The 17848-nt window shown below is 57.3% G+C and carries 18 protein-coding genes; 9 read left to right on the forward strand and 9 right to left on the reverse strand.

Going from position 1 to position 17848, the window contains the following annotated elements; genetic code table 11:
• Positions 1 to 4 precede the first annotated feature (4 nt).
• The 5 genes from ASD04_RS12265 to ASD04_RS12285 form a co-directional block, all read right to left on the reverse strand.
• Complete coding sequence (locus ASD04_RS12265) at positions 5 to 1486, reverse strand: M81 family metallopeptidase (protein WP_056257199.1); 1482 nt, start codon at positions 1484 to 1486, stop codon at positions 5 to 7.
• 41 nt (positions 1487 to 1527) lie between these two features.
• A complete protein-coding gene (locus ASD04_RS12270; RefSeq protein ID WP_056257201.1) occupies positions 1528 to 2292 on the reverse strand; it encodes an amino acid ABC transporter ATP-binding protein in 765 nt (254 codons plus the stop codon).
• Between the two features lie 19 nt (positions 2293 to 2311).
• The gene (locus tag ASD04_RS12275) at positions 2312 to 3490 is read right to left on the reverse strand and encodes an amino acid ABC transporter permease (RefSeq protein WP_056257204.1); all 1179 of its coding nucleotides are present in this window, start codon (positions 3488 to 3490) and stop codon (positions 2312 to 2314) included.
• On the reverse strand, positions 3490 to 4683 hold the full coding sequence (locus tag ASD04_RS12280) for an ABC transporter permease subunit (RefSeq protein WP_056257207.1): 1194 nt from the start codon (positions 4681 to 4683) through the stop codon (positions 3490 to 3492). Before ASD04_RS12280 ends, ASD04_RS12275 begins: the two co-directional genes overlap by 1 nt.
• Positions 4684 to 4862: 179 nt before the next feature.
• The gene (locus ASD04_RS12285; protein WP_056257210.1) at positions 4863 to 5900 is read right to left on the reverse strand and encodes an amino acid ABC transporter substrate-binding protein; all 1038 of its coding nucleotides are present in this window, start codon (positions 5898 to 5900) and stop codon (positions 4863 to 4865) included.
• Positions 5901 to 6089: 189 nt separating this feature from the next.
• On the opposite strand from ASD04_RS12285, the gene ASD04_RS12290 reads away from it, so the two are divergent.
• On the forward strand, positions 6090 to 6314 hold the full coding sequence (locus tag ASD04_RS12290; protein ID WP_056257213.1) for a hypothetical protein: 225 nt from the start codon (positions 6090 to 6092) through the stop codon (positions 6312 to 6314).
• Here ASD04_RS12290 and ASD04_RS12295 read toward each other — a convergent pair.
• A complete protein-coding gene (locus tag ASD04_RS12295; RefSeq protein WP_056257216.1) occupies positions 6311 to 7213 on the reverse strand; it encodes an SDR family oxidoreductase in 903 nt (300 codons plus the stop codon). The genes ASD04_RS12290 and ASD04_RS12295 overlap by 4 nt on opposite strands.
• Positions 7214 to 7311: 98 nt before the next feature.
• On the opposite strand from ASD04_RS12295, the gene ASD04_RS12300 reads away from it, so the two are divergent.
• Positions 7312 to 8160 carry a helix-turn-helix transcriptional regulator gene (locus ASD04_RS12300; RefSeq protein WP_056257221.1) on the forward strand — a complete coding sequence of 283 codons (849 nt, stop codon included), beginning with the start codon at positions 7312 to 7314 and terminating at the stop codon, positions 8158 to 8160.
• Between the two features lie 209 nt (positions 8161 to 8369).
• On the opposite strand, the gene ASD04_RS12305 is transcribed toward ASD04_RS12300, so the two are convergent.
• Both ASD04_RS12305 and ASD04_RS12310 read right to left on the reverse strand, forming a co-directional pair.
• Positions 8370 to 9542, reverse strand: coding sequence for a M20 aminoacylase family protein (locus ASD04_RS12305; protein ID WP_056257225.1), 1173 nt, complete (start codon positions 9540 to 9542; stop codon positions 8370 to 8372).
• A gap of 3 nt (positions 9543 to 9545) precedes the next feature.
• Positions 9546 to 10181 carry a GntR family transcriptional regulator gene (locus tag ASD04_RS12310; protein ID WP_056257227.1) on the reverse strand — a complete coding sequence of 212 codons (636 nt, stop codon included), beginning with the start codon at positions 10179 to 10181 and terminating at the stop codon, positions 9546 to 9548.
• Between the two features lie 224 nt (positions 10182 to 10405).
• On the opposite strand from ASD04_RS12310, the gene ASD04_RS12315 reads away from it, so the two are divergent.
• The 7 genes from ASD04_RS12315 to ASD04_RS12345 all read left to right on the forward strand — a co-directional run bounded on the left by ASD04_RS12315 (position 10406) and on the right by ASD04_RS12345 (position 17284).
• The gene (locus tag ASD04_RS12315) at positions 10406 to 11917 is read left to right on the forward strand and encodes an FAD-dependent oxidoreductase (RefSeq protein WP_056257601.1); all 1512 of its coding nucleotides are present in this window, start codon (positions 10406 to 10408) and stop codon (positions 11915 to 11917) included.
• A gap of 113 nt (positions 11918 to 12030) precedes the next feature.
• Positions 12031 to 12549, forward strand: a complete 519-nt coding sequence (locus ASD04_RS12320) for a MarR family transcriptional regulator (RefSeq protein ID WP_056257229.1) — start codon at positions 12031 to 12033, stop codon at positions 12547 to 12549.
• Between the two features lie 317 nt (positions 12550 to 12866).
• Positions 12867 to 14222: a site-specific integrase gene (locus ASD04_RS12325; RefSeq protein WP_056257232.1), complete on the forward strand. Its 1356-nt coding sequence runs from the start codon at positions 12867 to 12869 to the stop codon at positions 14220 to 14222.
• A gap of 623 nt (positions 14223 to 14845) precedes the next feature.
• The gene (locus tag ASD04_RS12330; protein ID WP_200940261.1) at positions 14846 to 15442 is read left to right on the forward strand and encodes a hypothetical protein; all 597 of its coding nucleotides are present in this window, start codon (positions 14846 to 14848) and stop codon (positions 15440 to 15442) included.
• 289 nt (positions 15443 to 15731) lie between these two features.
• Complete coding sequence (locus ASD04_RS12335; RefSeq protein ID WP_082531181.1) at positions 15732 to 16253, forward strand: hypothetical protein; 522 nt, start codon at positions 15732 to 15734, stop codon at positions 16251 to 16253.
• A 23-nt stretch (positions 16254 to 16276) separates the two neighbouring features.
• Positions 16277 to 16762: a hypothetical protein gene (locus ASD04_RS12340; RefSeq protein WP_156461230.1), complete on the forward strand. Its 486-nt coding sequence runs from the start codon at positions 16277 to 16279 to the stop codon at positions 16760 to 16762.
• A gap of 21 nt (positions 16763 to 16783) precedes the next feature.
• A complete protein-coding gene (locus ASD04_RS12345; RefSeq protein ID WP_056257241.1) occupies positions 16784 to 17284 on the forward strand; it encodes a hypothetical protein in 501 nt (166 codons plus the stop codon).
• 17 nt (positions 17285 to 17301) lie between these two features.
• Here ASD04_RS12345 and ASD04_RS12350 read toward each other — a convergent pair whose 3' ends face one another.
• Positions 17302 to 17847, reverse strand: a complete 546-nt coding sequence (locus tag ASD04_RS12350; protein ID WP_056257243.1) for an ImmA/IrrE family metallo-endopeptidase — start codon at positions 17845 to 17847, stop codon at positions 17302 to 17304.
• Position 17848: the final 1 nt, after the last annotated feature.

Genomic DNA, 17848 nt, shown 5'->3' on the forward strand with positions numbered 1-17848 from the left:
CGATTTACTTATTCATCGCTGGAGCGACACGCATACCGGCGGCCAGTTGCGTCCATGGGATATCTTCCGGATCTGCTTTCATCGGCCCAGGCGCTTTCGCTACCAAAATGGCAGCTGCGATATCGGTAAAATCGGCGCGAAAATGCACCGAACTCTTGTTCACCAGAATGCGCATTTTCTCCGGCTCAATTCCGGCAATCCGATAAAGCACCTTGTCGAAAAGTTGGGCCTTGGTTGCACTGACAACAATACGCACACCCTCAATTCGGAGGCAGGCTACTCCTTTCAAGTCCACGTGGTTGCCGTTGAACATCGGTCCCTCGAAGACGCATTTCCCGTCCCCGAGGAATTCGACGTGAAATGTGCCGTTGAAAGGCAATTCACCCTCGACGCCTGATGTGCCCCCCAGTGCTAGGTCAATATCCGCGCCGACGCCCGCTTGTTTGGCGGCTTCAAAAGCCAGGGGGTCATAAAACACGCCGAGAGCCGCATCCTCGGCCCCGAGGTCAAGTAGTGCACGCAGCATCCCGGTGGTGTTGCCGTCGCCACCAGCGCCCGGATTGTCTTGCGTATCTGATATTACGACAGGCCTGTCCGATGACGCTGAAATGCGCATGGCTTCGCGAACTGCCTGACGGGGTGACAGAAAATCAATTCGCCATTCCGATTCCAAACCCACGATAATGTCATGCAGCCTGTCCACTGCCGCATTCACCGCATCCTGGTTCCAGCCATAGCCCCAAACTGTGGGACCGCAGCCCGCGAAATCGGATGCCGGGAAACCTGGAGCAAAAGACAGGGACATAACCTCACCCACCTCCAGATTTTCAAGTTCAACATATACTGACTTGGCCGGATCAACCAATGTGCACATGCCATTTATGGGAATTAAAAACGGCAGCCGGCGAAACGCTTTAAATAGCGGCCGAGTTCTCGCCATGTATTTCTCAAGAAATCCCAGTACTTTTGCCCCTGTATCGGCCATATCAAGGTGTGGGTACGTACGATATGCGACCATGCCATCAGCCAGATCCAGCATTTCGCGTGTCACATTTGCATGAAGGTCGAGCGACACCACCACGGGGATTTTTGAGCCAACAATGGCGCGCGTTCTGGCAAGAATTTCAGCTTCGCCATCCGGATAGCTTTCAGTGGCCATGGCGCCGTGAAGATTTAAAAACACAGCGTCAAAACTCTTGGCCACAAGCGCCTCGGCAATTTCGCCAAATATCCGCTCGAAGGCATCATCGGTCACATGAGCCGATGCACTGGCACCGGCCCAAATCACCGGAATGACTTCATGCCCCGCGGCCAGCGCGGCTTTAATAAAGCCACCCCCGGCGAGATTTACCTCGGCAAGCTCAAAAAGCTCGGCGCCCCGCTTTAGTGAAGGATAACCCTCCCCTTTTATGAAATTTTCATATGCAGCTTTACTCGGCGCAAATGTGTTCGTTTCATGCTCGAACCCGGCAACAAGTATTCTCACGTCATTCTCCAGCTAATTCACAGAAAATACGTCGGCATATTCTAGTGAATAAGCTGAGCCAGGAACTGTTGGGTGCGTTCGTTTTTGGGAGAATCGAAAAAGTTCTCCGGAGTATTTATTTCGACGATCTGTCCGCGATCCATGAATACGACACGGTCCGCAACCTGGCGCGCAAAACCCATCTCATGGGTCACGCACATCATGGTCATGCCGCTTTCAGCCAGATCAATAATGGTGTCGAGCACCTCCTTGACCATTTCCGGGTCAAGTGCAGAGGTGGGTTCGTCAAACAACATGATGGCGGGCTCCATGCAAAGTGCGCGGGCGATTGCAACGCGCTGGGACTGACCGCCGGAAAGCTGCCCAGGATATTTATCGGCCTGCTCGGGAATACGCACTTTCGTCAGGTAATGATGCGCAAGTTCCTCGGCTGCCTTTCTGGGCATTTTTTTGACCCAGATGGGCGACAGCACGCAGTTCTCCAAAATCGTCAGATGTGGAAACAGGTTAAACTGCTGAAACACCATGCCGACGGAGCGCTGAACAGCAACCGTCTGCCTGGCCGTTGCTGACATGTCCACGCCCTGGACCCAAAGGCTCCCTTGCTGATAGGGCTCCAACTGATTGACGCAACGCACAAGTGTCGACTTGCCAGAGCCGGATGGGCCGCAAATTACCAGCTTCTCACCCTTGCGAACATCAATATTGATGTCTTTCAATACCTGAAACGCGCCGTACCATTTGCTTAAGTTGCGCATCTGGACAGACGGAATCTGTTCAGCTTCGTTACGAAGTTCTGCCGTCATTTTGATTCACCGATCATATTTAATTATTGTGGCCTCGGGACAGATGCTTCTCCGTAAAGCTGCCATATCGGGACATGCCGAAGCAGAAGACGAAGTAGACCATCGCGGCGAAGGCGTAGCCCGTTGCACTCACAGTCGGCGCGGCCCATTGGGGGTCAATACGTGCTGTTTCAATTGCAGACAGGAAGTCGAATATGCCTACAATCAGCAGCAGAGAAGTGTCCTTGAACAAGCCAATATTGATGCTGACAATATTTGGTACAGCGACTTTAATTGCTTGCGGCAGAACTACGAAGGCCATCGTACGCCAATAGCCAAGCCCCAATGCCTGTGACGCTTCATATTGTCCCAGCGGAATGGCCTGCAGCCCACCACGCACGATCTCCGCCAGATATGCGGCCGCGAAAAACGTAATCCCGACAAGCGCCCGAACCAGTTTGTCTGGGTTTACATCTGCGGGCAGAAACAGCGGCAACATGGTGTTGGCCAAAAACAGAACCGTGATCAGCGGAACGCCCCTGGGCAGCTCAATGAGGGCGATCGAGAAAAGCCGCACAACTGGCAGCTTGGAGCGGCGGCCGAGCGCCAGAATGATGCCTATTGGCAACGCGGCTACGATGCCAACGCCGGCAACAACCAGCGTCACCATCAAGCCGCCCCAGCGGTCGGTGGTCACCTCAGACAACCCAAGGGCTGGCCAGCCGTTGAGCAGTACAAACGCCACAACCGGGAACAACACGAAGGCTGCCAGAAGACCTAGCCGCTTGAACGGCGCGTTCAACCAAAGCACATGGCCCAAAACCACAGCGCCTAGGAAGAAAAATACGTTCACACGCCACCGCTCCTCAACAGGATAGGCCCCGTAGATAAAATACCCGAGGCGGTCGCCAACAAAAGCCCAGCATGCCCCTAATGACCGACCAATCTCCACGCTGCAGGCTTCGCGATCATCACCAACCCACACCGCATTGAGAATTGCAAATTCAGCAATCTGCCAGAAAAGCCACCCAAGGAAAAAAATGGTGACGATCGAAGCAGTTGTCTGCCAGACATTTTGAAAAAGATTGCGAAGCAACCATCCAAAAACACCTGAATCATTCAACGGAGCCGGCGCGTCCTTGAGAATTTTCTCTTGTACAAAAACTCTCGGTAACTCTGCTGGCAAGTCTATCGAATTGTTCGAACTGATATCGGACATCAACGTTCCACCAGTTTTACGTGTTCATTGTAGTAATTCATCGCGGCCGAGGTAATAAGGGAGATGGTCAGATAGACGCCCATAGTCATCAGAACCACCTCGACGGCCTGCCCAGTCTGATTGAGGACAGTGCCCGCAAACACCTGGACGAGATCGGGATAGCCAATCGCCACTGCCAGCGATGAATTTTTCACCAGATTGAGATACTGGTTCGTCAGTGGCGGGATGATGATGCGGATCGCTTGGGGCACGACGACCAACCGCAGCACCAGGACTGGCGAAAGATGCAGCGCATGGGAGGCTTCAAACTGCCCTTTGCTCACTGCAGACAAGCCTGAGCGAACAACTTCAGCAATCGAAGCTGCGGTGTAGATGATCAGCCCCAACAATAGCGCCACGAATTCCGGTAGCATTTGCCAGCCGCCCGTAACGCCGAACCGTCCCGGTTGCGGCAGGTCAAAGCTGACGGCCGTCACGCCTGTCATTTGCTGCGTCAGCAGCGACGCTATTAGCGGCAAGCCACAGACTATCGCGGCCCCGATCAGAAATGCAGGGAAATCGCGCCCCGTCTCGCGATGGCGCCTTATCGCCCATGCCCGCAAAAGCAGAGCCAGCACAACAGAAATGCCCAGGGCAACCAGAGGCGCAGCGATCTGGGTGCCAAGTACCGGCTGGGGAAGACTGAGCCCACGTCGGTTCAAATATACAACATCGCCAATATGCAGGCTTTCGCTCACCTTACTGGGCAGCGACACAAGCACAGCATTGTACCAGAACAGTAATTGCAGCAGTAACGGCGTGTTGCGGAACAGCTCGACATAGCCCGCGGCAACCCGGCTTAACAGCCAGTTGTCTGAACGCCGCATGATCCCGATGATAAAGCCCAGGATCGTCGCCAGCGGAATGGCAATCACAGACACGACAAGGGTATTGAGCAAACCAACCAAAAAGGCCTGCCCATACGTGGACACAGCGGAATAATCGATCAGATGCTGGCTGATATCAAAGCCGGCAGTGTTGTTTAAAAACCCAAACCCCGAGGCGATGCCCTGCCGGGCCAGCCCATTGGCAGCGTTCCATGCAGCGCCGCCAATAACCAGCAAGACAGCGACGATCAGAGCGCCTTGCCAGAGAAATCCGCCCAGCGAAAATCGCTTACGCTGGTGATGGGGCCAATCCGATTTTACAGACATAAGCAATTCCGGTTATGGCCCAAAAAACCACTCGCCAGCATGGACCAACTGATAGCGAGTGCGCACCACGGCCGCCCGTCGACGAAGAGGCACAGGCAGGCGCTAGTAATGCTCGTTTACAAGGTTTGGGGGCGCGTACAGATGAGCCCAAACTGCTCATCTGTACGCTGGAAGCGTGCTTAGCGCATCGGCGGAGCGTATTGCAGGCCACCATCTTTCCAGAGCGCATTTTGATTGCGCGAAATATTCAAGCTGGAGCCGGAACCCAGGTTGCGATCAAACACTTCGCCATAGTTGCCTACGGCTTTAATGGCGTTGTAAGCCCAGTCCTTGCTGAGGCCGAGCAGCGTGCCGACATCGCCCTCCACCCCAAGCAGCCGGCGAATTTCGGGATTTTCAGAGGTCAACAAGCTATCGACGTTCGCGCGCGTGACGCCATTGGCCTCAGCTGTCAGCATCGCGTAGTGCAGCCAACTGGTGATATCCATCCACTGGTCATCGCCCTGCAAAGTGCCGATCGCAAGCGGCTCGCGCGAAATAATGTCCGGCAGCACGATATGCGCCGCCGGATCGGCCATGCGCTGACGTTCGCCATAAAGCGCCGAGGAATCGTTGGAATAGCTGTCGCAGCGTGCATTCTCATACGCCTTGACCGTCTCACTGCTGGTCGCAAAAGTCACAGGATTGTAGGTCATGCCATTGGCACGGAAATAGTCTGAAGTATTCTGCTCGGCCGTCGAACCCTGGGTCAGGCAGATGCTGGCGCCGTCAAGCTCCTTGGCAGAGGTGATGCCGGAATCTTCGCGTACCAAAAAACCCTGGCCATCGAAGAAGTTGATAACGCGGAAGTTAAGACCATTGGCCGTATCACGGGACATGGTCCAGGTCGTCGTGCGCGCCAGCAGGTCAACCTGACCAGCTTGAATTGCAGCAAAACGGTCCTTGGCCGTGAGGGCTACAAATTTAACTTTTGTCGCATCACCATCGAAAATTGCCGCAGCGAGCGCCCTGCAATAATCGGCATCAAGGCCCTGCCAGTCACCATTAGCGTCCGGCAGCGCAAAGCCCGCCAGGCCAGTGCCAACCCCACAATTGACCTGGCCGCGTTCTTTTACCTTTTCGAGCGTAGTTTGCTCCTGGGCGATGACATTGTTTGCGCCGAGCGCAAAGAACACACCCAATGCGGCAACAATAGTTGCGTTCACAAAAACCTTCATTGTCGCTATTCCTCCCTTGATTTCCATGCGCAAAAAACATTTGGCGTCCAGCGATCACGTATATGAACTTTGAGGCGCTTATGTTTGATGTCGGAAACAGGACGTTAGGAAGAACGGGATGACTTAAAAAGATGCAATTGCGGGAAGGTTATGTTGCTCGGAAGGCAACGTAGACCGCGATATGAATCAGTGATCTGTTCGCTCGATGACCAAAAAACTTCCGATCTCGGCAATGTCTCGATAGATGGCTTTGTCGTCGATATCGACGCGCTGGCGGATGATATCGGCAATCCCAGCAGCGGCATGGTGCTGGTGGACAGGGTCAGCCTCGCGTTGTCACAAGATCGTCGGCATCCAGTGGAGCCGGTGATCGGTGACGCAGCGACCGACTGGTCGCTGCGTCTCATTCCTTAATGGGCTGCTGCCATATGGTCGTTCATGTTCTGGAGATCGGAGAGAAGGCTGGGGCCGGTCGGCTGCCAGCCTAGCTTGCGTCGCGTCCATTCGCTCGACGCAGGCAAGTCCATGCTAGCAAAGGGGGCAAGCGGTCCGTAATATCCGGGAACCTCCTCTGGCGACAAAGAACGCACAGGGATACCCAATCTTTGTCCCACTGCCTCGGCGACCGCACGACTCGAGACGCCCTCTTCGGCGACCGCATGGTAGCGCACACCAGGCTCATGCTGTTCGAGTGCCATGCGGAATAGGCGGGCGACATCATCAACGTGCGCCGCGGACCAGCGCTCCTTGCCCTCGCCGACATAGGCCGAGAAACCACGGGCACGAGCAACCTCGATCATCGGTGTCAGCAGCCCCTGCTTTTCGACATCATGCACCTGAGGCAGGCGCACAACCGCAACGCTGACGCCCTTGGCCGCCACAGCTTCTCCGGCCAGCTCGGACAGGCGCCTAGGATTGACATTGTCGCGATCGAAACGTTGCTCGGTCGCCGGTTCACCGGGCGCCCCATTCCCCATCCCGACGCCGGAGGTGATCAGGAATGGCTTGCCCGATCCGGCGAGCGCGTCACCCATAGCTTCGATCACGCGGCGATCCTTTTCGCAATTCGCGAGGAAGTTGCTGAAGTCGTGGTCGAATGCGGTGTGAATCACCGCATCGGCTTGCGCCGCTCCACTGGCCAGAGTTTCAGGATCCTCAAGACTGCCGCGGTGGACTTTTGCGCCTGCGCGGGCGAGTTCCACCGCGCCTTGATCCGATCGGGTCAGGCCGAGAACCTCATGTCCGGCGGCGATGAGCTCGGGTACGATCCTCGAGCCGATATAGCCCGTCGCGCCTGTCAGGAAAACTTGCATGAAAGTGCCTTTCTGATTGTTCGACCAGCCAAGTGGACCTATATTTCCTCCTGTTAAAGTAGTGACTTTATCATGGTATAACGGCAAACAGGATAATCATGGCCTCCGAGGGCACCAATCCACTTGGGACATATTTGCGCAATCGACGCACCCGGCTCGATCCAGCCACGTTCGGGTTCATTGGCGGCCGCCGCCGGACGGCGGGTTTACGCCGGGAAGAAGTCGCGCAGCGCGCCAATATCAGCCCGACCTGGTACACTTGGCTTGAGCAGGGCCGCGGCGGGGCGCCGTCGGCCGACGTACTCGATCGGATATCGAAGGGCCTGATGCTGACCGAGCCCGAACGGGAACATCTGTTCATGCTCGGGCTCGGCAGGCCACCGGAGGTACACTACAAGCCGATTGACGGCGTGACGCCGAGGCTGCAGCGGGTGCTTGATGCGCTCGGCAGCAGCCCGGCTTTCATCAAGACGGCAACATGGGATGTGATTGCGTGGAACCGAGCCGCGGCAGCCGTGCTGACAGACTACGGTCAGCTTCCTCGCGAACAGCGCAATATCCTTCGGCTCATGTTCGGCAATTCGCGGATCCGGACCATACAGGAGGATTGGGAGAGCGTCGCCCGCTACGTCATTGGCTCTTTCCGCGCCGACGTGGCGCGCGCCGGCGCTACCGAGGAGATCACCCAACTGGTGGATGAGCTCTCCCGAACGAGCGCAGAATTCGACAGGCTATGGCGCGACAACGAAATCGCCGAACATCGCGAAGGGCTCAAGCGCCTTCACCATCCTGACGTCGGCCTGCTGGAACTCGAATTCTCGGCCTTCGCCGTCGATGGGCGACCCGAGCTCAGCATGGTGATCTACAATCCGGCGTCCAGCGATGATGCCGATCGCGTGAGATCGCTTGTATCCATGCGAGAGCATCCCCGCATAGTTACCCGCTAGGAGATCGCCGCTGGCGATCATGCCGAGAATGACGACATAGAACGCAAAGTGCACGGCACCCGCCAAGTGCTTCTGCCAACCCATCACCAGGAGGGGCTTGTTGTCCAAAAACCACCACCAGACAATGCGGGATGCGGTCAGCAACAGGACGTGCGTTTCGTGCATCTCTGACCTTTGGGGTCTATCCGCGGCTTCCCATGCGACGCTCGCTAGGCCTTAGGCCTCGCTTCCACCAATGCTGCAAAGTAGGACGCTCCCAGCGGCAGCACTTCATCGTTGAAATCGAACCACGCGCTGTGGAGAATGCGGCCATTGTCATCGGGGCCGTTGCCGATCCATCCGTAGCAGCCGGGCCGATCCTCAAGCATGAACGCGAAGTCCTCGACGATCATCGTCTGCGGTGGGTTTGTCTCGACTTTGTTGAACACCGAGGAGCCTGCGGCCTCCGCCGATCGGGCCGCGGCGTCCGAATTGATAAGTGTCGGATATTGCTGGACGTACGAGATCTTGCACTGCGCGCCGGTCGACAAGCACATACCCTCGACGACGCGCCGCAGTGACGGCTCTGCCGCCGCCCGGGCGGTGGGAGAAAACGCCCTTACGGTGCCCCGGATGGTGACCCTGTTCGGCAGAACATTGTAAGCGTCACCGCCATGAATTTGCGTGGCGCTGACAACGATCGCGTCCAGGGGGTCGGTGTTTCTCGCAGAAATTTGCTGGAGCCCGACGAGGATATGTCCGGCGGTTAGGACCACGTCGGCTCCCTTGTGCGGCTGGGCGGCATGCATCCCGGTGGACTCAACCTCGATTTCAAAAGCATCGCCCGATGCCATCATGGGCCCGGCCTTCACCGCGAAGGTTCCGACTTCCATTCCCGGCCAGTTGTGCAACCCGTAGATCTCGTCGCATTGGAAATTCTCGAACAAACCTTCACGGATCATGCGCGCTGCGCCGCCGTCTTCGCCTCCCATCTCCTCGGCAGGCTGGAAGATAAAAACGGCACGGCCCGAGAAATTGCGGGTCTCGGCCAGATAGCGAGCGGCGCCGAGCAGCATGGTGGTGTGCCCGTCATGGCCGCAGGCATGCATGACGCCCCTGTTCGTCGATCGATGGGCGAAATCATTGCGCTCTTCGATCGCAAGCGCATCCATGTCAGCCCTGAGTCCGATGGAACGCCCACTTTCGCGGTTGCCGTGGAGCACGCCCACAACGCCCGTTCCGCCGACGCCCTCGGTCACCTCGATCCCGTAGGATCGAAGCTTTTCCGCGACGAAGCTGGCGGTTTGATGTTCCTGGTAGGAAAGCTCGGGATTGGCATGGAGATGGTGCCGCCACAGGGTCATCTCGTTCTGAAATTCGGCGATCCTGTTGAGGACGGGCATCTCTTACTTTCCCTTTCGTACGTCGTGATAGGCAAGCCGCAGATGCTCGGACAGAATTGCGATAGCCCCGGCTTCGTCCTCATTTCGACAGGCCTGAAGCAATTTCCGGTGTTCGTCCGCCGATTTTTCCGGGCGGACGACAATGGAACTGGCGATCACCTCGGCGAGAGCCGATGCCTTGTTCAATTGCTCGATGGTCCGCAACAGCGTTTGCCGGTTTGACGGACGATAAAGGGCGTAGTGAAAATCCCAGTTCAGTTTGGAAAGCTTCGCCGGTTCTCGTTCCGCCTCGGCCGCGTCCAGCGCCATCTCGGCTACGGCAAAATCAAGCTTTGTATGGTGTCCAAAGGCCGACTGGAGCGCCAGCGGTTCCAACAACAGCCGCATGTCAAACAGGTCATCGACCATTCTTTGATCAGGCTTGGCGACCCTTGCTCCCTTATAGCCAGTCGCCTCGACCAATCCTTCCCCGGCAAGCTCTTGGAGAGCGTGCCGCAAGGGCGTTCGGCTGATGCTGAGCTGGTCCGACAACGCCTCCTGGCGCAATGGCTGTCCCGGCAGAAACGCGCCGTTCAGGATCAATGTCCTGATCTCTGCGGCAGCCGACTCTGCCTGCGTCTTGTCCGTATCCGATTCCATGATTGTATCCAATATTGAGTTGGCAGTGCACTGTCAATGCCGGGGTCACCAGAAACCTTGCGCGGGGTAACCACAGCATTCTCCCAAGACCGACCAAGCGGCTCGAAACGCCACTGTCGCGAAGCGAACTGACCGCCAATCGCGATAATGTGGTAAATACACATTAATCTTGACGACGGCGCAGCATGCTGCAATATGTGCATTATACACATATGGAGAGCACCGTGAGCGAAAATGCTACTGTCGACGTCCTGATCTGCGGAGCGGGCGCTACCGGACTGACACTTGCAATAGAATTGGCCCGACGGAACGTCTCGTTTCGCCTGATCGATAAGCTGGAGGCGTCGTTCCGGGGCTCCCGAGGAAAAGGCATTCAGCCAAGAACACAGGAAGTTTTCGAAGACCTGGGTATTCTCGATCGTGCTGTGGCAGCGGGAGGGTTGTACCCTTCGGCCCGCGATTACCATTCCGACGGAACCTCAGTTATCACTGAACTCACGGAGTCCACCGAGCCCACCCCGGCCGAGCCCTACAGAATGGCCCTTATGGTGCCGCAGTTCCTGACGGAGCGCGTCTTGCGCGAGCGGCTGGCTGAGCTGGGCCATACCGTTCTGTTCGGCCGCGAGCTCGTCGGCTTCGAGCAGGACTTGGATGGCGTCACAGCAACTCTCGTAGGACCAAACGGGCAAGAAGAACTTCGGGGCCGCTACCTTGTCGGTGCCGATGGCGGTCGCAGTGCAGTTCGCGGCGCTCTCGGCGTGGCGTTTCCCGGGCAGACCCTGGGCGTGCGCGCCATGGTGGCCGACGTAGAGCTGACCGGTCTCGATCGCAATGCCTGGCACCGGTTCAACGGGAGCGACAGGGAGAACCAGCTGTCGATTTGCCCATTGGCGGGAACCACGCTTTTTCAGGTCCAGGCACCAATCCCAAATGAGGGCGAGGCCGACCTGTCGGCAGACGGTATTGGCCGTTTGATAACGGAACGCACCGGCCGCAGCGATGTCCTGGTCAGCTCGGTGTCATGGGCTTCGGCCTATTCAATGAATGCGCGATTGGCCGACCGCTATCGCGTAGAGAAGATTTTTATTGCAGGCGATGCTGCCCATGTTCATCCACCGACCGGCGGACAAGGTCTCAATACCAGTATCCAGGATGCATATAATCTCGGGTGGAAGTTGGCAGCAGTGCTCGGCGGGGCCTCCGAAGCTCTGTTGAATTCGTATGAACAAGAAAGACGGCCCGTTGCAGCCGACATGCTCGGGTTGGCGACCAGGCTCCTGGGTGAAGCGCAGTCCGGAAGCGTCCGCCGCGGTCGGGAGAGTTATCAGCTGGACATTGGTTATGTCGGATCGAGTCTGACCCTTGAGGCGCCCGTGAGGGCTGCCGGCCTTGCCGCCGGCGCTAGAGCGCCAGATGCACCGCTGTTGGGAGCGGGAGAACAACCTACCAGGCTGTTTGAGAAACTATCGGGCGTTCACTGGACGCTCATCGGCTACGAGGCGGCCTGGCAAGATGCGCCGGCGCCCCATGCAGGCGTTCACGTACACCGGATTGGTAGCGGCGGCGACCTGAAAGACATGGGTGGGTATTTTGCTCAAGCCTATGATGTGGCCGCTGGTAGTTGGATTCTGGTCCGGCCCGACGGGTATATCGCGGCCATTGTCGAGCAGAGCGAGATCGATACCCTGTTTGGTTTCGCCCGCCAATTTGGTCTTATGTTGGAGCGCCGTACCTAGCGCAAAAGATTGGGCTCCCTCGTTCCGGGCGGGCCGGAACGTCCCACGCGGCCGCGACAAACCTTTGAATCCGGGGATAAAGTGTATAAGACACATAATTTCGGGAACAGCCCATGACAATTGACAAATTGCGGAACGCGCACATTCGAGCTGAGCTCCCCGGCCTGCATCGGTCGCTAATGGATATTGCCGCGGCAATGAACAAGCCCGAACGCGACCAGGCTTTGTTGGCGTCGGCGGGCCTGTCACTTGAGCGAGCGCTGTTTCCTCTGCTTGTCTCGATCGAGCGACTTGGCCCGATTGGTGTTGTTGAACTGGCAAGTGGTGTCGGTCGGGACTATTCGACAGTCAGCCGGCAGGTTGCGCGACTTGAGGAGCTTGGACTCGTAATTCGCCGCGGATCGCCTCGAGACAAGCGGGTGAACGAAGCGTTGATAACTCCCGGCGGAAAGGAAGCCACAGACGCGTTGGATAGGGCGCGAGAGCATATGGCGATGACGTTGTTTTCGGATTGGAACAGTCGCGACTTCGACGATCTGGTCCGCTTGCTTCGCAAGTTCGCCGATGGATTTGGCGGAGGCAAATCTGAAATGGGGGAAGCCGGTTCCGAGCACCATGCAAACGACACTTGATCGATGACGGTCCGGATGGCGCCAACCCACTGGAATAGGCGCCGATAATCGGACACTGATTTTGAACGATGGCCGACAAGTCATTGTATTATTTGGCGCACCCGACAAGATTCGAACTTGTGGCCTCTGCCTTCGGAGAATGGAAAATCGGTTCCGCCGAACCTATCCGTTTCTGTCCGATTACGCGCTATACCACTGAAATCGCAAAACAAAATTGAAATCGACCAGCGCCAACGGTACGACAGAGCGGTTCAAAACCCTCCCCGTAGCGCTTACGCTTTGCTTACGCGGGGATTCTACCGAGGAAACCTGCCTGAATGACGAAGCTGACTAAACGAACCGTAGATGCCACCGAAATCAAGTCCTCGGACTATGTCATGTGGGACGAGGAATTGCCTGGTTTCGGACTGCGCGTCTTCCGTTCAGGGAAGCGAAGCTATGTTGTGCAGTATCGGGCTGCCGGCCGTTCACGTCGCATTACGATCGGACTGCACGGAGTCTGGACTCCTGAAGAGGCCAGGCGCGAGGCGAAGGTTCTGCTCGGTCAAGTCGCACGAGGCGGCAACCCCGCAGAGGAGCGCAAGCTCGACCGCGAGGCGATAACGGTCAAGGAACTTTGCGCTCGCTACCTCCAAGATATGAGGAACGGACTGGTGCTCGGAAAGCGAGGCAGGCCGAAGAAGGCCACAACGATCTCCACCGATATCGGACGCATCGAGCGTCACATCGTTCCCCTGCTCGGCAGCCGGCGCGTTAGAGATTTGGTCAGGTCCGACATCACGCAGGCGATGAAGGACATCATGGCAGGCAAGACACGTGCGAACGTCAAGACGGACAAGCTGCGTGGTCGTGCGATCGTACGCGGCGGAGCTGGTACCGCAGCTCGAACGATCGGTCTCTTCGGCGGCATTCTGACCTACGCGGTTGAACTCGGCATCGTCGAGCAGAACCCCGTTCATGGCGTTCGCAAGCCGAAAGACCAGGTTAACGCTCGCCGCCTTAGCGAGCAGGACTATCGAGCGCTCGGCGATATTCTACGGAAGGCGGTTGAGGACGGGCAGTACGAAACCACCGCTGAAATCATCCGAGTGATCGCCCTGACGGGCTGCCGGCGCAGCGAAATCATCGGTCTGCGCTGTGGCGAAGTCGACATCGAGGGCAGTTGCCTGCGCTTGGCCGATAGCAAGGAAGGAGCGTCGGTGCGTCCGATCGGCCTACCGGTCCTGGAATATCTCGAGGGTCGTCGCGAACACCGTGCTGAAGACTATGTCTTTCCCGGCTGGGAGGATGACACGCCGTTCGGTAGCTTCCCCAGGCAATGGACGAAGATACTCGCGAAGACCGACTTGGCCGGCATCACTCCACATGTTCTGCGGCACAGCTTCGCCAGTATCGCCAACGACCTCGGCTTCACCGAGGCGACGATAGCAGCCTTGGTTGGGCATTCACGAGGAACGGTGACCAGCCGCTACATCCATACCGTAGACACCGCGCTTATCATGGCGGCCGACAGCATCGCTGGTTACATACAGCGCCTGCTGGACGGCGTAGCCTTCACTCATACCGCCTATGCGTTGGACCGGGATTCCAGAAAGTCGGCGCTCGCTCACTTCCTGGGGCAAGCGAGTTCCAGACCGAGCCAAGTTGCGACAATGGTGGAGAGGGTCACGTAGCTAGGTACCCTCGGTCACGTCAAATTTGCAGGAATGCTTCTGTTAGAAGGGCAGTGAGAGGCACCAGAACTAGAGTTTAGCACGATCGTCCAAGATGCTCGCTCCGAGGAAGGTCACAGTTCCATACCGCATATTATGCGAATCAACCATTGGCCGGTTGCGCCTCCATATTGGTCGCTGAACCCTACCGGGTGAACTCCTGAGCGAACGTCTCAAGGTCAAGTTCTCGATCTCTTCTAAGGTCCAAGAGTGGGGGTTCTCTTCCCGAGCACAGGCGAGCACCCTGGAGCAGCCAGAGCACGCGAGCACCCCGAGCACCGTAATCGAGATCCAAGTATCTGATTTTGCGAGATTTTAAGAACCGTGCTTTTGCAGCCTATCGCTGAGTTGTAGGAACGTTTGCCAACTCAACGGCTGAGTGTCATGGTTTCGGGCCGCTGGATATCGAGTAGAAAAATCTAAGTCTTTGATATTGCTAAGCAAATGTCTTAGAATTTGGGAATGTTGATGCAAGGGGCATTTTTCAGCTTCCAAACCTGACAAATCACCCCTTGGCCCCCAGAGCAACACCAGCATAGGCCGGCGTCCAAACCCGGCCACCCAACCTTGAGAAAGAAATTACTATGACCATTTTCAGCCTGAAACCGACCAAGAAAATCGCACAGCGCCAGCTGGAGCTGCGGGCCAGGCTGTTTCCGGGGATCACCGAGGCTCACCTGTGGAACCGCAAGACGCACCATGGCTTCACCACCATTCCCAGGACGTTGCCGCTGATCATGAGCATCTTGGATGATCTTGCCGGCATGCCGGTGGGTTCGACCTATCTCGAGCTTTGGTGCCGGAGTTTCGATGAGGCTTTCGTCACCCTCTCCAAGCCGCGCGAAATCGCCTTCCACTCCGGCAGCACTGGCCAGCGGCAGGAATCGACGTGGCGGTCAAAGATCAAGAAGCTGCATGAGTTGGGCTTCATCGAAGTTGCAGAGGGCTCGGCAGGCATCTACAGCTATGCCTTGATCCTCAACCCCTATCTGGTCATTCGGCGCCTCTTTACGGTGGGCGGCAGCCACATTCCGGTCGACAAGTACAATGCCTTGATTGATCGGGCGATCGAGATCTCCGCTGGGGATATGGATATGCCAGACCCGTGGGCGCCGGTTCCCGATGTGCCAGCGGCACCTGTGCTGCCTACTCCGGTAGCTGCAGTGCCTGACAAGGCGTAAAATGTTGCCACGCAACGAAGCAAACACACGCGCCGAGGGCTCGTGCGGGTTGCACGCATCTATGTCAGGGTGGGAAAAGCAATGCCCCGGCCGCTTGTTTTCACAGAGGCGGTACCGGGGCTCACGAGATATTTATAGGACAGAACGAGAGATTTTGCAAGTGCGAACCCCTTTTACACCTGACAGGCTGGCAGCCCTACAGAGCAATCTGTCCGCCGAAAGGCTCGCACGGTATCTCAACGATACGGGAGGCGACCAGGTTGCCGCCGTAGCGCTCTATGAATGGAATATGGCAATTTCCGAGGCCTTTTACAGCCCCTTGCAGAATCTGGAAGTGGTTTTGCGCAATGCGCTCGGCAACGCGCTGCGGGCGCGATACGGAGCGGACTGGTATCTGCAGGGCGGCGTGCCACCCCTTATGTACCCGCTCCCCGAGATGCTGGCCAAGGCACGCGAAGAGCTGACCAGGCGAGGCATCGCGCTCGAGCATGGCCGTATTCTCGCCGAATTAAATTTTGGTTTCTGGGGCGGGCTCCTGTCGAGCCGCTATGAAACCTCGCTCTGGCGCCCGATTTTCTTCCGTGCGTTTGCCGATCGTCCGGCCGGCTTTAAGCGTAAAACTGTTCACGACCCCATCGAACGGTTGCGCCGCTTCAGGAATCGGATCGCCCACCACGAGCCGATCCACGATCGCAACCTTGCTGAGGACTACGCCGAGATCCTGAAAGTGGTGGGTTGGATCTCGCCTTATATGGCGGTCTGGCTCGACGAGACGAGCAAAGTCACAGCCGTGCTGGCGGCGCGCCCCTAAGTTTTCGAGGACGAGGAGCTACCGTGGCGGAATTCATGACGCTAATGACAGATGCTGAATTCGAGGCACTGATCGACCGAAACAGCCCCAGCCTAGGAAAGGGCGGGTCCCGCCTTGTTCACGCAGCGCTAGGACGCGACGACCTCGTCATCAAGGAAAGCCTCCAGCCTTTCCCATCGGGAAATTTTACCGAATGGACAGTGTGGAATGCCGTCGAGAAGATGGCAGAAGACATCATGGGCAACCAGCAAAACACAGATCTCCTGACGCTATTCGCGCGGTGCTTCTCGATAAGTCAGAACGGCCGGTATCTCATGATGGAGCGCCTGCTACCCCTCGAACCCACCGATCGAGTACCCATGACTAAATTTCCGCAGTGGCTAACGGATAAAAAGCCAAACGCATTCGGCCGAACCGCCGAAGGGCAGATCAAGGTCTTGGATTACGGCTTGATCAATTTCTACCTAGCCCTCAACCCCAAGAACCGCAACGGTAACAGCATTTACTGAATTGCCTGCCAGGAGGACGGTTTGAGCTACGATCACACTGATCACGGCAAATGGTCTGAAACCGGTGTCCCCAAAAAGGGGTGGAACTGCGTGGGTGTCGACGATCTAGGCGAGCCTTCCCAGACCTGCGAAATGTGTGGGACCGCAGAGATCCGTTACGTTCACATCATGCACCATCCGGACTACCCGGCAGATCTGTCGGTCGGCTGCATCTGCGCTGAAAACATGGAGCAGGACTACGTCCGGCCCCGTGAGCGCGAAAAGCGCCTGCGGACGCTGGCAGCTAGGCGCAAGACTTGGCGCCGCCGCCAGTGGAAAGTCTCAGGGCGCGGCAACTGGTACCTCAACACCGAAGGCTACAATCTGGTGATCGTCCCGAGCGGCAGGAAGTGGCGTGTTGTGGTTTCTAACCGCGCGACGGGTGCCAGCCAGACAGGGCGGACAGAGTTTTCGCTCGAATCGGAGGCACAGGTTGCCGCGCTCACGGCGCTCGTCTGGGCTAAGGACCACCTGCCCTCGTGACAACTTGCCGCTTTTACCTACGCTACGCGCTTGCGGGCGCCACTCACATTGATGCGCATCTGGACCACCTCTCTTGAGGCGCCATAGAATTCAGCCGCATCGCCGACGGACATGCGGGTCTGCACAATGAAAAGAGCAGCTTCATCGGAAATCAGGAGGGCCGGACCGAGCCAATTGGCCTCGTCCTCATGGTCTTGATTATGGCTGCGTTTGCCATCGGCGCCGAACAGAGCCTCTATCGGGTGACCCAACAGCGCGTGAGCGATTTCATGGGCAATGTTGGAGGCCTGCCTTCCGGCGTCATGAGCGTCGTTGTGAACGATCCAGCGTTTGCCACGATGCTGCAGCGTGACAGCCGAGAAGTCTTTACGCCCCGGACCCGTCGTATAGAACGCGACATGCATCGCGTCGGCCTCAAGCTTGCTTAATTCCAGAAGTGGCAGCTCGAGATGACTGCACAGTGTGCGCGGACATAGGGGACCACCAGGTGCAACGCCTAACTCCGCGCGCAGGTCGCGAGCCCAGCCGTTGGCTTCGGTCTTAAACCCCCGACGCAAGACCATG

It is taken from the genome of Devosia sp. Root436, assembly GCF_001426345.1.
Taxonomy (GTDB): Bacteria; Pseudomonadota; Alphaproteobacteria; order Rhizobiales; family Devosiaceae; genus Devosia.